General features: G+C 58.6%; 15 protein-coding genes. 8 read left to right on the forward strand and 7 right to left on the reverse strand.

Going from position 1 to position 18,346, the window contains the following annotated elements:
* Positions 1 to 33 precede the first annotated feature (33 nt).
* The 4 genes from gatB to bioA are packed head-to-tail and all read left to right on the forward strand — an operon-like array spanning position 34 to position 4,387.
* Positions 34 to 1,500, forward strand: a complete 1,467-nt coding sequence (gatB, locus tag Pan181_RS12645; RefSeq protein WP_145247177.1) for an Asp-tRNA(Asn)/Glu-tRNA(Gln) amidotransferase subunit GatB — start codon at positions 34 to 36, stop codon at positions 1,498 to 1,500.
* A 20-nt stretch (positions 1,501 to 1,520) separates the two neighbouring features.
* Positions 1,521 to 2,312: an SAM hydrolase/SAM-dependent halogenase family protein gene (locus tag Pan181_RS12650; RefSeq protein WP_145247178.1), complete on the forward strand. Its 792-nt coding sequence runs from the start codon at positions 1,521 to 1,523 to the stop codon at positions 2,310 to 2,312.
* A 15-nt stretch (positions 2,313 to 2,327) separates the two neighbouring features.
* Positions 2,328 to 3,032 (forward strand): hypothetical protein, encoded by a 705-nt coding sequence (locus Pan181_RS12655; protein ID WP_145247179.1) that lies wholly within the window; start codon positions 2,328 to 2,330, stop codon positions 3,030 to 3,032.
* The gene (gene bioA, locus Pan181_RS12660) at positions 3,029 to 4,387 is read left to right on the forward strand and encodes an adenosylmethionine--8-amino-7-oxononanoate transaminase (protein ID WP_145247180.1); all 1,359 of its coding nucleotides are present in this window, start codon (positions 3,029 to 3,031) and stop codon (positions 4,385 to 4,387) included. Before Pan181_RS12655 ends, bioA begins: the two co-directional genes overlap by 4 nt.
* On the opposite strand, the gene Pan181_RS12665 is transcribed toward bioA, so the two are convergent.
* Positions 4,384 to 6,264, reverse strand: a complete 1,881-nt coding sequence (locus Pan181_RS12665) for a sigma-54-dependent Fis family transcriptional regulator (RefSeq protein WP_145247181.1) — start codon at positions 6,262 to 6,264, stop codon at positions 4,384 to 4,386. The genes bioA and Pan181_RS12665 overlap by 4 nt on opposite strands.
* A 260-nt stretch (positions 6,265 to 6,524) precedes the next feature.
* Here Pan181_RS12665 and Pan181_RS12670 point away from each other — a divergent pair, with 260 nt between their 5' ends.
* The gene (locus Pan181_RS12670; protein WP_145247182.1) at positions 6,525 to 7,340 is read left to right on the forward strand and encodes an enoyl-ACP reductase FabI; all 816 of its coding nucleotides are present in this window, start codon (positions 6,525 to 6,527) and stop codon (positions 7,338 to 7,340) included.
* Here the strand turns inward: Pan181_RS12670 and Pan181_RS12675 are convergent, their stop codons facing one another.
* Positions 7,341 to 8,210 (reverse strand): MerR family transcriptional regulator, encoded by an 870-nt coding sequence (locus tag Pan181_RS12675; RefSeq protein ID WP_197529218.1) that lies wholly within the window; start codon positions 8,208 to 8,210, stop codon positions 7,341 to 7,343.
* A gap of 168 nt (positions 8,211 to 8,378) precedes the next feature.
* Complete coding sequence (locus Pan181_RS12680; RefSeq protein WP_145247184.1) at positions 8,379 to 9,854, reverse strand: aldehyde dehydrogenase family protein; 1,476 nt, start codon at positions 9,852 to 9,854, stop codon at positions 8,379 to 8,381.
* A 532-nt stretch (positions 9,855 to 10,386) separates the two neighbouring features.
* Here Pan181_RS12680 and Pan181_RS12685 point away from each other — a divergent pair.
* The 3 genes from Pan181_RS12685 to Pan181_RS12695 all read left to right on the forward strand — a co-directional run bounded on the left by Pan181_RS12685 (position 10,387) and on the right by Pan181_RS12695 (position 13,897).
* The gene (locus tag Pan181_RS12685; RefSeq protein WP_145247185.1) at positions 10,387 to 10,938 is read left to right on the forward strand and encodes a hypothetical protein; all 552 of its coding nucleotides are present in this window, start codon (positions 10,387 to 10,389) and stop codon (positions 10,936 to 10,938) included.
* Between the two features lie 334 nt (positions 10,939 to 11,272).
* Positions 11,273 to 12,775 (forward strand): TMEM43 family protein, encoded by a 1,503-nt coding sequence (locus tag Pan181_RS12690; RefSeq protein ID WP_145247186.1) that lies wholly within the window; start codon positions 11,273 to 11,275, stop codon positions 12,773 to 12,775.
* 111 nt (positions 12,776 to 12,886) lie between these two features.
* On the forward strand, positions 12,887 to 13,897 hold the full coding sequence (locus tag Pan181_RS12695) for a hypothetical protein (RefSeq protein WP_145247187.1): 1,011 nt from the start codon (positions 12,887 to 12,889) through the stop codon (positions 13,895 to 13,897).
* Here Pan181_RS12695 and Pan181_RS12700 read toward each other — a convergent pair.
* The 4 genes from Pan181_RS12700 to Pan181_RS12715 form a co-directional block, all read right to left on the reverse strand.
* On the reverse strand, positions 13,894 to 14,838 hold the full coding sequence (locus tag Pan181_RS12700; protein WP_145247188.1) for a phosphatidate cytidylyltransferase: 945 nt from the start codon (positions 14,836 to 14,838) through the stop codon (positions 13,894 to 13,896). The two genes, Pan181_RS12695 and Pan181_RS12700, sit on opposite strands and share 4 nt — an antisense overlap.
* Positions 14,839 to 14,872: 34 nt before the next feature.
* Entirely contained in the window at positions 14,873 to 15,487 is a 615-nt protein-coding gene (locus tag Pan181_RS12705) for a lysophospholipid acyltransferase family protein (protein WP_145247189.1), read from the reverse strand.
* A gap of 133 nt (positions 15,488 to 15,620) precedes the next feature.
* Positions 15,621 to 16,811: a glycosyltransferase gene (locus tag Pan181_RS12710; RefSeq protein ID WP_145247190.1), complete on the reverse strand. Its 1,191-nt coding sequence runs from the start codon at positions 16,809 to 16,811 to the stop codon at positions 15,621 to 15,623.
* Complete coding sequence (locus tag Pan181_RS12715) at positions 16,804 to 18,345, reverse strand: lipopolysaccharide biosynthesis protein (RefSeq protein ID WP_197529219.1); 1,542 nt, start codon at positions 18,343 to 18,345, stop codon at positions 16,804 to 16,806. Before Pan181_RS12715 ends, Pan181_RS12710 begins: the two co-directional genes overlap by 8 nt.
* Position 18,346 lies beyond the last annotated feature (1 nt).

Consider the following 18,346-nt stretch of genomic DNA (forward strand, 5'->3'; position numbering starts at 1 on the left):
AACCCGCGCTCGACCGCCTACGACTCCATAAACATGCCCGATTACACCACGATCATCGGCCTGGAAGTTCACGTGCAGCTTGCCACGAAGAGCAAGCTGTTCTGCCGGTGTAGTACGCAGTTCGGAGCCGAGCCCAATACGCAGACCTGCCCCGTCTGCATCGGCATGCCTGGTTCGTTGCCAGTGATGAATCGCGAAGCACTGAACCTCGCGCTGAAAACAGCAGTCGCCCTGAACTGCACGATTCCACCGATGACCAAGTGGGATCGCAAACAGTATTACTATCCCGATTTGCCCAAGGGGTATCAGATCTCGCAGTACGACATGCCGATGTCGGAACATGGATTTCTGGAGATCGCCGACTCGAAGGATCGCTTCGAAACCAAACAAGTTCGCATCCTGCGGGCTCACTTGGAAGAAGACGCCGGCAAGAGCGTGCACGACGAAGTCGCGGGCCGCGCAGACAGCATGATCGACCTGAATCGTACCGGCACTCCCCTGCTGGAGATCGTGAGCGAGCCCGACATGCGATCCGGACTGGAAGCCCGCGCGTATCTCGACGAACTCAAGTTGCTGCTGACCTACATCGGTGTGTCCGACTGCAACATGCAGGAAGGCAGCTTGCGTGTGGATGCAAACGTGAACTTGCACATCGCAGCATCCGACGGCAAGATCGCCACGCCGATTGTCGAAATCAAGAACATGAACAGCTTCCGGGCGGTCGAGCGAGCCATCGATTACGAAGCCCGCCGGCAGTACGATGTCTGGCAAGAGACCGGCGCGAAAATCGGCGACGTGCCGAAGCAAACTCGCGGGTGGGACGACAACGCGGGCGTCACACGTGGTCAGCGTAGCAAAGAAGAATCGAGCGACTATCGCTACTTCCCCGATCCCGATCTGGTGCCGGTGAAATTCAGCGAAGCCGAAGTGCAAACCGCCCGCGAATCGTTGGGCGAACTGCCGGCCGCTCTCCGGAGTCGCTTGCAGGCGGAGCATGCCCTATCGGTCTACGACTCGGAAGTGCTGGTCAATCAAGGTGTCGATGTGGTTGCCTACTACCTGGCTGCGGTCGAGGTGGCCGGCGACGGCAAGGCGGTCTGCAACTGGGTATCGCAAGATGTACTGCGAGTGCTGAAGGAAAGCGAAGCGAACATTGCCGACTTTGGCATCTCAGCCAAGTCGCTTGGGGAGTTCGTCGGTAAGCTAAAGGCAGGCGATTTGCCCAGCGCCCGCGGACGAGAAGTATTCGACGTGATGCTCGAAGAAGGAATCGACGTCGATCAGGCCATGCAAAAACTTGGCATCGAGGAAATCGACGAATCGGAACTCGTTGGCATCTGCCAGTCGCTTCTCGAGAAGAATCCGAAAATTGTAGAAGACGTAAAAGGTGGCAAGCAGCAGGCCGTCGGTGCGTTGATCGGTCAGGCGAAGAAGCAAAACCCCAATGCCGATCCCGGGCGAGTACGGCAGATTTGCCTCGATCTAATCGCCCAAATGTAAGGGCCAGGGGTCACCCTCCCATGAACCATCGCCCAATCGTGACTCTGACCACTGATTTCGGCGAAGGAAGCCGATACGTCGGCGCCATGAAGGGGGCCCTGCTCGCGGTCTGCCCCGAGCTGACGATAGTCGACATCAGTCATGCGGTGCCGCACCAAAACGTCTTGCAGGCGGCGATTACCTTGGTGGAATCGACTCCTTACTTTCCACCACAGACCATCCACGTGGCGGTCATCGATCCAGGTGTCGGCACCAATCGCCGCATCCTCTACGCCGAAATCGATGGGCAGCGATATATCGGTCCCGACAACGGAATCTTCACTTGCTTGGCGGACCGTGCGAAACCAAGTACGATGCGCAGTGTTGAAAACACTAAACTGTGGCGCTGCGGCGTTTCGTCGACCTTTCACGGACGCGACATCATGGCCCCGGTTGCCGCCCACCTGGCGGCCGGTGTTGAGCCAGCCGAAGTGGGCCCTGAGATCGACGACTTCATACGGATACCCTTACCGCAGGCGGAACGAGTGGCAAATAAAATCGAAGGCGAGGTGACCGAGGTCGATAGTTTCGGAAACCTGATAACGAACATCACAACCGAGATGCTGGCCGATGTTCCCCGCGGCGAAGAGACTCGCATCTGCTGCGACGGGCACGAAACCATGGGCATTTTCGCCGCCTACGGCGATCAACCCCCAATGACGCTCATCGCTTTGGTTGGCTCCGGCGATAAGCTCGAGCTCGCCATCGTTGACGATTCGGCCAAAATCATGCTGGGAGTCACCGTGGGTACCCCACTAACCGTGGAATGGTAAAGAGAGGGACGACCGATGACGGAAGAGATGGCCCGTAATCTGTTCATTGCCATAATGATGGTCGGTGGTCTCGTATGGTTGGTTGCTCTTTCGCTGGCATTGAGGATTGGCAAATCTCCAACCGTCGCTCCCGATTTTGATTGGGAGCATCCTGACCAACCGCACCCTAGTGAGGATTCGGGATCCATCACGGTGCCAGGAAACACGCACGATGCTTCGACTCGTTTAGCCCGGGCAATCCTTCAGGCTAATCAACAATTTGATGGGGTTGCGTACCGCATTGTCGAGCGGAGCGACCGTCAGCTCCTTATTGAAAAAGTCGGGAGCTATTCCCAGTTTTCCCCCCATCAGCATGGCGGGGCTTACTTTTCGGGGGCCGAGTTTACGTTTGCCACCACCCGCAGCAATCAGGTAGAGGTGACTTACCAGCTCGACTTCACCAACTTCGCCCGCCGGCAACGGACGATCGCCTTGGCCCTGATTCTCGGCTTAGGTTTACCGGTGCTTGCCCTTGCTGGACTTCTGATCTGGAACCTCGTGATTTTCAACCCGCAGCCGGGCGCGCGGTGGCAGGTGATGCAGACGCTTCAGATCGTACACGTGCTGTGGCCGCCGTTCCTGCCGATTGGCATCTATAACTTTGGGCGGCGAAGCGCTAAGATCTGGGTAGAGAATGTACTTGCCTCGTTACAGATCGTCGACCTTCCGCAAACCGCATGATGTCTCCTACCCCCAGCCAGGATCAGCTCGAAACCTGGGACCGCACGCATTATTGGCACGCCTTCACGCAGATGGAGGAGTACGAGCCGCTCATCATTGAGCGTGCCGAAGGTGTCTGGCTCTACGATATCAAAGGCCGTCGACTGCTTGATGGAGCCAGTAGCATGTGGTGCAACGTGCATGGGCACAACCATCCCGTGATGAACAAGGCGATCGAAAAGCAACTGCACCGAGTGTGCCATGCTACGTCGCTGGGGATGAGTTGCGACGTCACGATCGAACTCTCGAAGCGGCTGATCGACGTCACGCCGGGTGGGCTCGAGCATGTGTTCTTCTCCAGCGATGGATCGAGCGCGAACGAAGTGGCCTTGAAGGCTGCGTTTCAATACTGGCGGCAATGCGACACCCCCCAGCCGCAGAAAACCAAATACCTCGCGTTCGGGCAGGCGTATCATGGGGATACCCTAGGGGCTGCGAGTGTGGGTGGCATCGGCAAGTTTCATGATATCTTCCAACCTTTGCTCTTTGAAGTAATCCGCACCGCCTCGCCCGACGTTCGGCGATTGCCCCCTGGCGTCACGGGCGAAGCTGCCGCACAGTACTTCCTCGACGAAGTCGAAACCGTACTCCAAGCGAATGCCGACGAGCTGGCGGCCATCGTCATCGAGCCGCTCGTGCAAGGCGCGGCGGGTATGGCGATGCAGCCGCTCGGTTTTGTCCGCGGACTGCGGCAGCTGGCCACGCAGTACAACGTGCTGCTGATTGTCGACGAAGTCGCCACTGGTTTTGGCCGCACCGGTTCGATGTTCGCCTGCGACAGCGAACAGATCTCGCCCGACTTTCTTACCCTCGGTAAAGGGCTGACTGGCGGGTACTTGCCGATGGCGGCCACGTTGACTTCGAACAAAATCTGGAGGACCTTTCTCGGCGATGCTGCGTCGGGGCGGGCGTTGTATCACGGTCATACTTATAGTGGCAATCCTTTGTCGGCTGCTGCTGCGATGGCTTGCCTCGACTTGTTCGAAGCAGAGCAAACGCTCGAGCAGTTGCCTGCCAAGATCGAGCATCTCGGCGACCGGCTCAGCACGCTAGCCGAGCATCCACACGTGATCAATGCTCGGCAACGCGGCATGGTTGTTGCCCTCGACCTGGTGGCCGACAAGCAAACAGGCCAGGCTTTTGGTCCGGAGCAACGAGTCGGCCAGCGACTCGCTGCCGAGGCTTTGAATCGCGGCGTTTGGCTGCGGGCGCGTCCGGATATGGCTTACACGTTGCCGCCGCTGGCGATTTCGCATGATGAAATCGACCTGCTGATGGACGCCATGGCCGCGGGCATCGATGCGGCTACCAGTTAGTCCTCCTCTGCTTCCATGCCGAGTGCTCGCATCTTGCGATACAGATTCGAGCGATGAACCCCCAGCAGCTTTGCCGCTTCGGTTACGTTGCCGCGAACCTGTTCGATGGTGCGGCGGATGTAATCCGACTGAAAGTCGTGCGTCGCTTCGGCGAGCGGCAACCCGGTTTCGACACCAGGACCGCTAGCGGCGCCAGGCGAAAGCGTGAACGCCAGGTCTTCGGCTTCCACTTTGTCGCCAGCTGCCAGATAGGCAACCCGTTCCATCAGATTGCGAAGTTCGCGAACGTTGCCCGGCCAGCGATGCGCGACCAAACGCTTCTTTGCCGCCGCGGTAAGCCGTGGTGGTTTGCGTCCTTGTTTCTGACAGAGCTGACGTAGAAAAAAGTCGGCCAGCAGAATGATGTCGTCGCCACGTTCGCGAAGCGGTGGCAATTCGAGCGTCACCACGTTCAGGCGGAAGTACAGGTCTTCGCGAAACTTCTTCTCGCGGACGAGTTCCGCCAGATTCTGATTGGTCGCTGCGACGACGCGCACATCGGTCGAAATGGTCTCGTGTCCACCGACTCGCACCACTTCCTTCTGTTCCAGCGCCCGCAATAGTTTGGCTTGTCCCCCAAGGCTCATGTCGCCAATTTCGTCGAGGAACAACGTACCGCCCGACGCGACTTCAAACTTACCAGCGCGCGACTCGGTCGCTCCGGTGAAGGCTCCCTTTTCGTGTCCGAACAGCTCGCTCTCCAGCAGTGTTTCGGTGAGCGCGGCGCAGTTCACTGCGATCAGTGGTTCGCTTCGGCGAGGGCTGCGGTAGTGCAGCGACTGGGCGACTACCTCCTTGCCGGTGCCGTTCTCACCGAGCACGAGCACCGCGAGATCGGCCGCCGCCACTTTGGCCACAGTGGATCGTAACGCCTCGATGGCGGGGCACTCGCCGATCATCTGAACCTTGTCGGCCGCTTCGTCGACCAGCAATTGATGGCGAACGAGCAGTTGCTCCCACTGCTGCGTGTTGTCGAGCGACACTGCTGCGTAAGCGGCAAGCTCCGTAAGCCCTGTCAGGTCGTCGGCGGTGAAGTTTCCCGCGCGTTTATTTAGCACCTCGAACGCACCGAGCGTCTCTTTGTCGGGCGAAAGGAGCGGAACGCACAAGATGGTTTCGGTGGTGTAGCCCGACTCCTTATCGACTTGGCTATGAATCACCGCGCGATCGTCGGTGCGATCGACCCGCTCAGGCTGACCGCTTTGGACCACGCGGCCGACGACGCCGGCGGTGTCGGGCACGCGAAGCTCGTTGTTCTCCATGCCCAGCGCGGGCCGGCCCACCAGGGTGCGATGAGGCCGATCCCACAGGAAGATCGTCGCTCGATCGCAATCGAACAGTTCGGTCGCCGCTTCGGCCATGCGGTTAAGCAGCGTCTCGGTGTTGTCGGTTTGCGCCCATTGATGGGTGATTTCGAGCAGAGCCTGCAAGCGTCGCGCGTGCCGACTTTCGCGACGGCGACTCCGCATCAAGCTGCAGGCTGCGGAGATGCCGGAAGCGAGTGAAGTCCAATCGAACTCGGCGGTGCCTGAGATCATGAGCACCGTGGGCGAGCTATTCGGCTCTTTGAACAGATCGAGCGGAACCGCCCGCCATTCTCCCGCGGTGCAGACGTTGCCCGAGTCGAGTGCCTCGGCGGCCAGCTCGGTCTGTAGTTGACCGGCCGGGTGTCCGGCGCTGGCGGTTACGACCCACTCGGGCGGTTGCGAAGCCACGAGCGCCGCGATTTTGACACCTGGTAGTTCTACAAACCGCCGGACGATGACCTGATGCAACGCCGTTTCGTCGGCGCAGCCAAGTAAATCCGCGAGCAGTATCGAAAAATCAAATGCCATCATCAGTGGTACAGATCCGCCTTTTTTAAGGTTCTCGCCTGCAGTGTATCAGTTTGACCACACGAGCATACTCGAATGTTCGCAATTGCGCAACCATTGAGCGCTGTAATTCTGATACTATCATGCTCGGAAATCTCTTCAAATCAAATGCTCCCGGGGCTTTACGACAAAGCTGCAAGGCTGGTAGGTTGTAGCGTTTTGGCGGCCGAGACGGCCGAATGGAACGATTTCCCCTGCCATTCTCTGAGCCCCGAGGAAGTGAAATGTTCGAAGGAAAACGCGGCCTGATCACCGGCGTCTTTAACAAGCAATCCATTGCTTGGGCGATTGCCGAACGCATTATGCAGAATGGCGGCGTTTGTGGTTTTTCGTACATGCCCGACAAGCCAGATGATGAGCGCAAGAAGAACCTGAATCGCATTCAAAAGCTCACCGATGGGCTTGAGAATGTCGCCTTCCTGCAGCCGATGGATGCGACGAAGGACGATCAGATCGAAGCAGTGATGGACACCTGCAAAGAGAAATTCGGTCAACTTGATTTCGTGCTTCATTCGATTGCTTATGCTCCTCCAGAGGATCTCAAAGGTTCGACCATCGACACCAGCCGCGAAGGCTTCAAGATGGCGATGGAGATCAGTGCTTATAGTTTGCTCGCGATTTCAAAGGCGGCTCAGCCATTGCTCAAGGAAGGCTCGACCATCCTGACTCTCACCTACTTCGGCGGTGAGAAGGCGGTGCCGGGCTACAACATCATGGGCGTCTGCAAGGCGGCTTTGGATTCGATTGTTAAGTACCTGGCTTTCGATTTGGGTGCGGATGGTGTTCGTGTAAATGCACTAAGCGCCGGGCCGATCCAGACCGTTAGCGGCCGGGGTGCCGGGGTCGACGAAATGCTCGGCCTGTACGAGGGAGTCGCTCCCTTAGGGCGGAACGTCACTCACGACGAGACCGGCAAAAGCGGTGCGTTCCTACTCTCGGAGATGTCGAGCGGCATCACCGGCGAAATCCTGCATCTCGATAGCGGATACAATATGATGGGTTCGCCCGGTCGATTGCTCGATCGGTTTCGCAAGCAATAACTAAGCCTGCTTCAGCTCGGCTTGCAGTTTTGCCGCAGTACATGCCAGATCAGTCATCGATGTGCTGTACCGCGTACAAGATAAGTTGGGTTGTAACTCAACCGGAATGGCCTGACCGCCGACGATCCAGCGGGTAATCTCCGCAGTGGGATCAAGCAGCTTTTCATTTGCTTGCTCGATGAACCTTTCGGGGTGATCGATGTGGGTCAGGCTGAGTAGTGATAGTTGCGGAGCGTGATGCTCTACCGCATCGCGAATCTCTTCCAGCGGAAGTGCGATACCGAGGATTTTGGCGTCCCAGCCTTTCTCTCGCAGCACGAGTTCCACGAGTCGGGCGGGGAGTTCCGAGTGATCCCCCGAGGGGGTCGTGATCAATGCCTTAGGGGCACCGGCTATTGCAAGCGGTAACATGCGACGCAAGTTGTGCAGTGTCGCGACCGCGATCTCGCACGCCCGACGTTCTTGATGCACGCTTAGTTCGCCCCGCTCCCAGCGATGGCCAAGCTCGTGGAACACCGGTGCGATCACGAAATCGGCCAGCTCCACGATGGAATGCCCTGCGTGGTACAGCGGTTCGATAATCGCCTGACTGGCTCCTTCGTCGCCAGCGGTCAGGGCTTCTAGCAGCGGCTCGTGAACATCCTTCAGCTCGCACTTGGCACTCTTCGCAGCCAGGCCGAGCACTTCAGGGCGGATGATGCGGTAACCCTGTTCGCGGGCGAGTCGCACCACGGCCGAGAGGGCCAGTTTGCGGTGGCCACCTGCGGTTTTTACGGCTTCGACTTTGCCGCAATCCACCCATCGTTTGACCGAAGATTCACCAACGCCAAGCGCTCGGGCGACTTGCTTGGGCGTAAATTTTCGTTCCATCGGCATGGCAGTACTTCAACTCGCTTGTCGATGCGGTTCGATCTTCAGAACCGCAGGTTTGGCAGGTGTCTACCTATTCTTCTATCGAGTGCTGACGGTCGATTTATTGTCCTTTTATGAATCAGATGCCTCCCCCCTCTTGGGAGGGGAGAGGCGTCTGGAGAAGTCCTAATCTAGCGACATGGTCACGGTCTTCACCTCAGTGTAGGCTGCCAGTCCGGCTTCGCCCAACTCTCGGCCAATTCCGCTTTGCTTAAAGCCGCCAAACGGAGCACCGGCATCAAAAACATCGTAACAATTCACCCAAACGGTTCCGGCTCGAACCTGGTCGGCGAACCGGTGGGCCTTCGCAACGTCGCGAGTCCAAACCGCCGCGGCCAGCCCGAAGTTCGTGTTGTTCGCCCGCCGTACCAGCTCGTCGACGTCACTGAACTTCAGCACACTGAGCACCGGACCAAAAATTTCGTCGCGGGCAATCCGCATGTCGTCGGTCACGCCAGCAAATAAGGTGGGCTCCACGTAGTAACCGCGGTCGCCCAGGCGGTTGCCGCCGGTCACGCAGCTGGCTCCATCTTGTTTGCCGTAGTCGACGTACTGCAGCACCTTATCGAGCTGCGCCTGATCGACCTGCGGACCTTGCCGAGTTGCAGGATCGAACGGGTCGCCGACCACGTGCTCGCGGTTGCGGCTGGCAATACGATCGACCACTTCGTCGTACACGCTGTCTTCCACAAACAATCGGCTACCAGCGCAGCAACATTGCCCTTGATTGAAATAAAGCGCGAAGTGGGCACCAGCGATGGCCGCGTCGAGATCCGCATCGGCGAAGATCACGTTCGGGCTTTTGCCGCCGAGTTCGAAGGTGAGCCGCTTCATCGTTTCGGTCGCCGCGCGCTGAATGATCTTGGCCGTGGCCAACTCGCCGGTGAAGGCAATCTTGTCGACGCCGGGATGTTCGACCAAGGCGGCGCCGGCCGTGGGACCGTAGCCCGGCACCACATTAATCACCCCGTCGGGGATACCCGCCTGCTGGGCGAGGTGGGCCATTCGCAAACAAGTAAGCGGAGTTTGCTCGGCTGGCTTCATCACAATCGTGCAACCGGCCGCGAGGGCGGGGCCCCACTTCCAAGCGGCCATCAGTGCGGGGAAATTCCAAGGGATAATCTGCCCGACCACGCCGACCGGCTCACGCTTGGTGTAGCAGAAGTAGTCGCCGCGGATGGGGATCGTCGCCCCGTGGATCTTGTCGGCCCAGCCGGCGTAGTAACGCAGGCAGTCGACCACCAGCGGCAGGTCGGCGTTGCGGGCGTCGCTAATCGGTTTGCCATTGTCGAGCGTTTCGAGCGCGGCGAGTTCGTCGATTTCGCTCTCGATCAAATCAGCCAGCCGATTCATCAACAGGCTGCGATCACGGGCGTCGAGCTTCGACCACTCTCCGCCGTCGAACTGCGCGCGGGCGGCATCCACCGCCGCGTCGATGTCGGCCTTGTCGCCTTCGGCCACTTGGCAGATCACTTCCTCGGTCGCCGGGTTAATGGTATCGAAAGTCTTTCCGCTCACCGACGAGGTCCACTTACCGCCGATAAAGCACTCGGTATGGCGGATTGGGGGAGCCGATAAGACTTGGGGAACAACCGTAGCCATCCTAATTACCTCCTGTGGTTGAAAAGCGGCACAGCGAAGTGCGCCGGATAAGTCCAAGGAATTGTAGCCAATCAGGTCCTGAATGTCCCGTTTGTAGTTGGAAGCAGCCAAGTTTCGCGAGATAAAGCCCCCAATAGCCCGAAAACGATTCGTGGGGGCTTTATTCCTTCTGTAGTGCCCCCAGTCGCGTGAAAAAGTGCCGTGAATTTCGGGTAGAATCAGCCATGGGTGGGGCGAAACGCTCCGCAAAGTTCCCCCAGCCGTGAAAGTGGGGGCAAAACCGTCGTCAGCCAGTCAGAGTGATCCGGCAAGAGTGAGAGGACTCGATCGATGAAACGGAAGCGAAGTGTGGCGGATGCGTATCGGAAAGCAACCTGTTTAAGTAAGGAAAGTGGTGGGTAAGTCGATACATCTATTAGAACAAAACGGGCGCCATTTACCACTAAAAACTCTCTAGAATCGCCTGCGGGTTATACTGTACATTTGTTTTGAAAGAAAAGCTTGACACATGCTATGGCCACTGATGTTTCCCATGCGACTCACGTTCGTTGTGCTCGTGGCATTGGTGTGTCTGGCCACGATGTTTGCTCCGCGGTGGAATCGGAAACGAAAGTCGATGTTTTCGCTGGCGGTCGCTGTGGCCTGCGTCGCGTTCATTCCCTCGTGCGTGCTGATCCAAGTCGCCATCGACAAAGTGCGGTTTGGAGAGTTTGAATACTCGTCGGCCGCCGACATTCACGATCGACGTGTCGATGGCTGGATGCCCAGGCAGGCCAGCAACATACGCTTGTTCAAACACGCGGGAGGGTTCCAGGCCAAGTATCAGATAGAGCAAGCGGAACTGGAAGCCTTTATCGATCGGGAGTGGAAGGAGTGGGGAAGATACTCCGTGGTTTCAAGAAGCGACATAGAGCAAGGGAGATTTGTGAGCACGATGCGAGAGGATTTCCGCTACCCTCCGGAAACCGGCAGCGACACTCCTTTGAAAACCTATTCAAGCCCAGTTGCCGCCGACGGTGCTGGATTCACCATTTGGTACGACCCCGAGACAGCAACCGCTTATCAGGAAGCTGGTTATTGGTAGTGGGGGCCGACATTAATTGTGGATCCCCATCACTTTCTGAGGAGAATCAGCGATGCAGTACGATACCGACAAAGTAGACGAGGCGGTGTTGGGGTTGTTGCTGCTGGGGACGAGTGGTCGCCAAAGGCTGGCTCGAACCGCCGGATCGCAATGCGATGACGCTGACCTTCACCGAGCCGGGCTTGTCGCACGCACGGGATGTGTTTGACCGCCTGTTTGGGAAAGCCGCCTCGTAACTTGCCGCCGATTATGGCAAGATTGGCCCCAGAGCGACGAATACTGCTTGCTGGCCTAGGTTGCCAGGTTGATAGATCGACTTTGGGAGAGGGTGTTCATGGCGAGGAAGAAGGATAGCAAGTTTGGAGCCATTCTGGCGGGGCCGGCAATTGTTTGCGTGGGGGTGCTTGCCCTTTGGGAGAACGAGGGGCGATTCGATTTTCATAAGGCCGCGCGACAGGCCACGGTGGTCGCCGACCCCGCCGAGGCGAGTCAGCACGACACCTTTGCTCTGACCGGCCAGTTGGAAACGAAGATGCCGATCCAGGGGTACTACGTCGAAGGTTTCACCGGCTACTATCGGGTCGATCGCAATGCAGAGATCTACTGTTGGGATCGCGACGAAGATAGCGATGGCGACGTGACCTGGCGGGAGAAGTGGATGTCGAGCGTCGATAATAATTCGCGGAATAGCGGCATCAAAAAGACTTTGAAGAGCGACCATTTGTTTCCCCCCAGGTACGAATTGGGCGACCTGCTTATCAGCGCAGAAGATATTCATCTGGTCGACGATCGCGAGCCGATCGCCGCGGGGAGGTTGGCGATGACCGACGCTGCCAAGTCGGCCCGGTTGCGCATCGATACCCAGTGCTTTTATAAAGGCAAAGGTCGACTCTCATCGCCGGAATTGGGGGACGAGCGGATTGAGTACTACGGAATACCTAACTCGCCGACCGCCAGTTACTTCGGCGCGGTTCGTGGCGATATGGCCTGGGGCAAGCAATACGAGGTTTCGCAGAGCTTTCTCTCGGGCATCATCCAGAACGATGGCATGCTGCATCACCTGGCGAATGGCGATCGCGAGGTGGCCTTAGCTACCATCAAAGGGTACCTCGCGAAGCTGCTGTGGTTCACCCGCCTGGGCGGGACCGTGGCGATCATCGTTGGCATGCTCATCACCGTGAGCCCGTTCGTCGGTTTGCTAAGGGGGGTGCCAGTGCTGGGGCCGCTGGTCGAGTGGGGAGCGTTTCTCATCAGCGTGGTGCTTGGCTTAACGCTGGCCGGCACGGTGATCGCAGCCTCGTACATTGCCCATCATCCACTGCTCGTCGCGTTGCCGCTGGTGCTGGTAGGCGTAGGCATCTACTACCTGAGAAGGCGATCGCAAGCAACCAAGGAGAACGTACAGACCGCCTTATCGGAGTACCAGCAGAAGCACGCCGCTTCGGCAGACGAAGAGGGATTCGATATCGACATCAACTCGCGTGGCTGGAGCGCCGGCTTCGCCGAGCAGACGTTCGAAAAGCTGGTGGCCATGGCGTCGCTGCATGGGCTTGGGCGGAAGGAAACCAAGTTTCTTGAGCAATGGGGCGAGTCGAATGGCATCGCCAAATCACGGGTCGACCAGATGATTGCCACTGCCCCGCAGGAGGTGGATGCGGTGGAGATCGATACCCGCAACGACATGATTCTGCTGGTGTGCGTCGCCTTGGCCGATGGCATGCTATCGGGCCGGGAGCACTCGGCGCTCAAGTCGATTGCCAAGCGGGTGGATATGGAACCGGCGGTGCTGAACGAGATTATTGCTGGCGTCGAAGCGGGAACGCTCCGCCCGGCGTAAGATGAATTCAGGGCTTTTTATGCCAAAGTTCGCTGAGAACGGGCAAAATCGCTCTGGGTGATTCCCCGCCAGATGTGGTAAGGTGTCGCACGTCGAAAGGATACTCGACCGATGCTAGCAGCCGCTGTGCATCGCTTTAAGCCACCCACCGCGAACCTGGAGAGCAGCATGGAAGCTCGCTCGAAGTCGGCCGCTTTGCCGACTGTCGTACTCGCCCTGTTTGTTGTTTGGTCGTTGACGCTCGATGTCGAGGCGGCTCGCTATCAAACCACTAACTTCGATGTCGTGGCTCCCACTGGCGAATTAGCCCAGGAAATCGGCAATGCAGCCGAGCACTGGCGGAAGACCTTGGCAGTTCAATGGATTGGCAAAGAGATGCCCCCTTGGTCGCGCAAGTGCCCGATTAAGGCCGAAGTGGCTCCTCACCTTGGTGCGGGTGGTGTGACCACCTTTGTGTTCGACCGCGGCGAGGTGTTCGACTGGAACATGACCATCACTGGATCGCGCGAGCGAGTGCTCGATTCGGTGCTTCCTCACGAGATCACGCACACGATCTTCGCCTGCCATTTCCGCCAACCCCTGCCCCGCTGGGCCGATGAAGGGGCTTGCACCACGGTGGAGCATCCGAGCGAAATCGCCAAGCAGGAACGCCTGCTGATTCAATTTCTGCAAACCGGCAAAGGCATTCCCTTTGGGCAGATGTTTGCCATGAAGGAATACCCCCGCGACGTGCTACCGCTGTACGCTCAAGGGCACTCGCTTACTCGCTACCTGATTGGCAAGCATGGCCAGCCTGAGTTCTTGAAGTTCGTAGCCGACGGCATGACCGACGAAAACTGGCCGCGTGCGGTTCGCGAGCACTACGGGCATCAGAGTCTGCTGGCGTTGCAGAACGAATGGCTCGAATGGGTGAAGCAAGGCCGCCCGGTGCTGCCCGGCGAGCATCGCGGATCCGACGTACAACTAGCGGGGCATGAAGCACCAGTGTCGTTGCCGCCGCGGAAGGAAATCACCCCGCTGGCCAGCACCAATCACGAATCGGCCTACTCGCGGAACGTGCGTCAGCAAGGTAGCAAAGCAATGCGAGCCGATACGAACTCGGCGAACACTGTCTGGCGCTAAGGCACCAACAGGTGCTTGGCGACGTGGTAGAACACCGGCGCGGCAAAGCAGATGGCGTCGATGCGGTCGAGCACACCGCCATGGCCTTCTACTAAGGTCCCAAAATCGCGGACTCCACGGTCGCGTTTGATGGCCGACATGGTCATCGACCCGGCAAAGCCCATCACCGCGATCACCATGCTCACCAGCGCGGTGTGCCAAAGCTCGTTGAAGGGTTTGAACGCCATGTGATAGGTCATGCCGACCAACGCGGTACTGGCCGCTCCGCCGAGCATGCCTTCCCAAGTCTTGGTGCCATTGATGTTGGCCGAGATCACGTTGCGGCCGTAGAGACGGTCGCCGATGAACTGCAGCCCTTCGCTCACGAGCGACATGAGCACCAGGAAGAACAGCAGCCGCGAACGATCGGCGTACTCGCCGTACTCCAGGTCGAGCAGCGCGGGGGCGAAGCCCAAGCAATACACGCACACCAACAGGCCCGATTGAATCTTGGCCACTCGCTCCAGGAATCGTTTGGTATCGCCGGCAATCGCGATGCGAAGCGGGATAAACAAGAACCCGTAAACCGGGATCAACACGCTATAGCTGTCGTACAGGTTCATCCACACCAGGATGTAATGCAGTGGGGTGAACAGGAAGAACACCCAGAACAGCGCGCGGTGATCCCCTTGCCGAGTCGGCGTGAGGGTAATGAATTCGCGGAGTGCCCAAAAGCTAATTAGCCCGAACAGCAGGATGGTGACCCCGGGGCTGAGGAACGCGACCGAGAGCAGACAGCAGATGATCCACCATGCGCGCAGCCGGGCGTTGAACGCGTTGACCGCTGCGGGGTTGAGGCCCAGCTGTGGCTGCCGCGCAAGGAGCTGCCCAATCACGGTCACGGCCGTGAGGAGCATGACAATGGTGCCGGCAAGCGCCCAGTTAAGTTGAATTGGTGTCATAGGAATTATTCGCAGGGCGAAGTAGCGACTGCGGTTAACTGTCTTTCTCTCGCGCCCGCAGATTCATGACCGCTTCGCGGGCTCGGGCCAGGAACTCCACCTTGGTTTCGCCGGCTTCGAGCCACATCGGTGGGCCAAAGGTTACTGACGACAATAGCGGGACCGGCAGGAATTCTCCACGGGGGAGAATGCGATTCATGTTGTCGATGTATACGGGGATCAGCTCCAGGTCGGGACGTTTCTTCGCCAGGTAGTACAAACCGCTTTTGAACGAGCCAACCGTCTCGCCGGACGAGCGGCCCCCCTCGGGGAAAATAATCACCGAGTAGGTGCGGCCGATCTCCCGGATCATGATGTCGACGGGGCTCTGATGCACTTTGATCTCCTTGCGGTCGATCAGCATCGCATTGTACACCTTCGCGATGTAGGGCCGTATCCGCCCCTTGCCCCAGTAGTCCTTCGCCGCGGCTGGGCGGGTGAGCTTACGCACATCATGCGGCAATGCTGACCAGACGAGTATCACATCCAAGTGACTCGTATGGTTGGCAAAATAGACCCGCTGGCACGTGTCGGGCTGGCTGTCCACCCACCGCACACTCGCGCCGCTCAACAGGCGGGCGGTCGTTGTCAGGATGGTTTCGGTGATCATTCCGGTTCAGTCAGCAGTGGCGGGCTCGGATCGTAGGACGAGGCATTATTATGATTGCGCCCGGGGAACGACGCGAGTGGCATCGGGGCGGTTGACAGCACGGTTTTCGGGCCGGGACGGAGCCGAAATCTCCCTATACCGCCACGCACGGCTCGGCAGGGGCTTCGGTGGCCGACGGGGCGTGGATGCCGGTTTTCTCGGTATAAATGCGCCACAACAGCTGTTCGTACCCCTCGACCATCACCTCCAGCGACCAGCGACTCTCCACCATTTGGCGGGCGGCCGCTCCCAATTCTTGGCGAAGTAGCGGGGTGTTCATCAGCGTGAGAACCCGCTCCGAAAGCACCTCGGCGTCGCCCGCGGGGGCTAGGTATCCGGTTTTTCCTTCGACCACCGATTCGCTGACCGATCCCACGTTGCTGGCCACGGTCGGGGTGCCAGTGCTCATCGCCTCGAGAATCGAGACCGGATTCGCTTCGTTGTGCGAAGTCAAAACGTTCACGTCGGCCAGGTTCAACAGCGAGGGAATATCGCTGCGGGTGCCGAGAAAGCGTACCGAGTCGCCGAGTTCGAGTTGCTCGGCTCGCTCTTTCAGTTGCACTCGCTGAGGACCATCGCCAACCACCAGGAACACGGCCTCAGGAATCTGTTTGGTGACGCGCGCAGCGACTTCGAGATAAAGTTCGTGATTTTTCTCGGGACGCAGTGCGGCAACAATGATGCCGACTGGCGACGTCGCAGGAATGCCCAGTTCGCTTCGTAGTTGATTGGTTTCGGCGCCTGGGGCGAACCGCGCGGTGTCGACTCCGTTGGGAATCACCACCACTTTCGAGGCGGGGAACTTTTCGCCTTCGATCAAGTGCCGCCCGTGGGGGGCGGCCACTGCGATGAACGCATCGGTCAGCGGGGTGAGCAAGCGGTTGAGCCGCCCTACCCCGTCGGGCCAGCCGGTGCTGTGCAGCGCACTACAGACCACCGGCACTCCAGCGCGTTTGGCAGCCAATCGGCCCCAGAACATCTTATCGCCAGCGCCGACGGTCACCACCGCGTCGATTTGCCGCTCGCGTAGCAAGCGAGTCATTCGGTTCAGTACCAACACATCGAGCTTATGATGAATCAGCCCCGAGTGCACCGGTACCTCGGCGGCCATCTCGTCTCCAAGCGGCCCAGGTTGTTTCAAGCAGCATATCTCAGGAGCAATCTTGGAGCGATCCAGCCGGCGGATCAGGTTCACCAGCAATGTTTCGGCACCGCCGACCGGCATCGAGGTCACACAGAACAGCGTGCGTAGCGGGGCGGCATCTGTGGTCGATGGTTCAGGCATGTTCCATTCCTTCGCGATTCAAAGATTGTTTCGAGTTGGGAAGCCACCGCCCGAGTTTGCTGTGGAGTAGCTCGACTACGAGTCGTCGCTCTTCGTGCGAGAAGATCAGAGGGGTCGAGAATATCAGCATGCCAATCAACGATCCCGACGAGAGGGCCAGCGGCAGGCCTTGCGTGAGACCAAGCGGCACGATGGCGACCACCAGCGTGCGACGACATCCTTCCATGCCGAGTCGGCAATTGACCACCATTTGTGAGACAAAGGCGGTCATTGTCGACAGCGCGGTGGCCATTACCGCGCCTTGGAGTCCCAGGATTGGCAGCAGCAATAAGTTGAGCATTACGTTGGTGCCCAGACCAATCGCCAGCGGTATTGTCGCGCGGCGGGTCTTCTCTGCACACCACACATAAGTCTGAGCGACCAAGAGCAGACCGAACCACACGCACGAGGCTAGCGCCCATGGCAGCACGTGTAGGCCTTGGTTGTATTTATCGGCAAACGCCATGTGGAACAGCCAGGGAGCAATGAGCAGCACACCGATGCCGGCCAAAAACATGCCTAACCCAGCGAGCTTGAGAATCATGTTCAAGCGAGTCGAAACGCCGTGCTGGTCCCCTTCTTCCCAGTGGTGACTCAGATGCGGAGTGATGGCACCCACCAGCAGGTTGGCAACCGAAACCAGCAGCATCGGCAGCAGCATGCTTGTATGATAATGCCCGACCAGGCCCAATGCGTCTTCGGCCGGTAGTCCGCTGTAATGTACGAGCATGTAGCGATCGATGATCGCAAACAGATTCGACAGCAGATTGGTCACCCACACCCAAACCGCAAATCGCAGCAGTGGTGGCCAGAAGTCGCGATGCGTCTCGGCCATCGTTTCCGGAGTGGTTTGCCAATGACAGCGTTGCGACCAAATGAGGACCAGCACTGCTGAGATTAAGCAGGCCACACCGTATCCGACGATAACACTCGCCGCGTCGTTTCGCCAGTTGAGCAGCAAGCTAATCGAAATCGCTGCAAAAAGCATGCTCTGGACGAATTGCATGGCCGATACCACGCGGAACACACGTAGGCCAGCGAATACCGCTTCGAGAAAGTGATGCAGGATCACTGCCGCCAAGGTGCAGGTAACCAGCACAATGAGCCATTGCTCGTTACTATCACCATACACAAGGTAGGCAAAGCCTTTGCGACCAATCAGCAAAGCAGCAATCGCTATTCCAGCCAGACTTGCTGTCCACAGTGAGGTCCGCAAGAGAAACGAGTTTAACTGGCCCCGTTGCCGATAGCGTTCGAGGTAACGTCCAAACGAGCCCGGTAGACCAAGCACGGCAACCGGCGCAGCGAGCAACAAGAATCCGTACGACATATCCCAGAGGCCGAGGGCGTCGGGATCGAGCCATCGGCAGAACAGCAAGCCACGTCCAAAGCCAATGCTGCGTTGCACGACATTCACCACCAGCAGCACCACGACGCTCGTTAGCAGCGTATCAGGGCGCATAGGGCCAGCGGTTTTGCGATTGGCAGTGGCCATG

Origin of the sequence: Aeoliella mucimassa (assembly GCF_007748035.1) — a bacterium.
Lineage (GTDB): Bacteria > Planctomycetota > Planctomycetia > Pirellulales > Lacipirellulaceae > Aeoliella > Aeoliella mucimassa.

Coding starts and splice junctions, on each gene's coding strand:
- gatB (WP_145247177.1), top strand. CDS start 34: ATGCCCGATTACACCACGATCATCGGCCTGGAAGTTCACGTGCAGCTT.
- Pan181_RS12675 (WP_197529218.1), bottom strand. CDS start 8,210: ATGGAACGAAAATTTACGCCCAAGCAAGTCGCCCGAGCGCTTGGCGTT.
- bioA (WP_145247180.1), top strand. CDS start 3,029: ATGATGTCTCCTACCCCCAGCCAGGATCAGCTCGAAACCTGGGACCGC.
- Pan181_RS12690 (WP_145247186.1), top strand. CDS start 11,273: ATGGCGAGGAAGAAGGATAGCAAGTTTGGAGCCATTCTGGCGGGGCCG.
- Pan181_RS12650 (WP_145247178.1), top strand. CDS start 1,521: ATGAACCATCGCCCAATCGTGACTCTGACCACTGATTTCGGCGAAGGA.
- Pan181_RS12705 (WP_145247189.1), bottom strand. CDS start 15,487: ATGATCACCGAAACCATCCTGACAACGACCGCCCGCCTGTTGAGCGGC.
- Pan181_RS12710 (WP_145247190.1), bottom strand. CDS start 16,811: ATGCCTGAACCATCGACCACAGATGCCGCCCCGCTACGCACGCTGTTC.
- Pan181_RS12655 (WP_145247179.1), top strand. CDS start 2,328: ATGACGGAAGAGATGGCCCGTAATCTGTTCATTGCCATAATGATGGTC.
- Pan181_RS12715 (WP_197529219.1), bottom strand. CDS start 18,345: ATGGCCACTGCCAATCGCAAAACCGCTGGCCCTATGCGCCCTGATACG.
- Pan181_RS12680 (WP_145247184.1), bottom strand. CDS start 9,854: ATGGCTACGGTTGTTCCCCAAGTCTTATCGGCTCCCCCAATCCGCCAT.
- Pan181_RS12695 (WP_145247187.1), top strand. CDS start 12,887: ATGCTAGCAGCCGCTGTGCATCGCTTTAAGCCACCCACCGCGAACCTG.
- Pan181_RS12670 (WP_145247182.1), top strand. CDS start 6,525: ATGTTCGAAGGAAAACGCGGCCTGATCACCGGCGTCTTTAACAAGCAA.
- Pan181_RS12700 (WP_145247188.1), bottom strand. CDS start 14,838: ATGACACCAATTCAACTTAACTGGGCGCTTGCCGGCACCATTGTCATG.
- Pan181_RS12685 (WP_145247185.1), top strand. CDS start 10,387: ATGCGACTCACGTTCGTTGTGCTCGTGGCATTGGTGTGTCTGGCCACG.
- Pan181_RS12665 (WP_145247181.1), bottom strand. CDS start 6,264: ATGATGGCATTTGATTTTTCGATACTGCTCGCGGATTTACTTGGCTGC.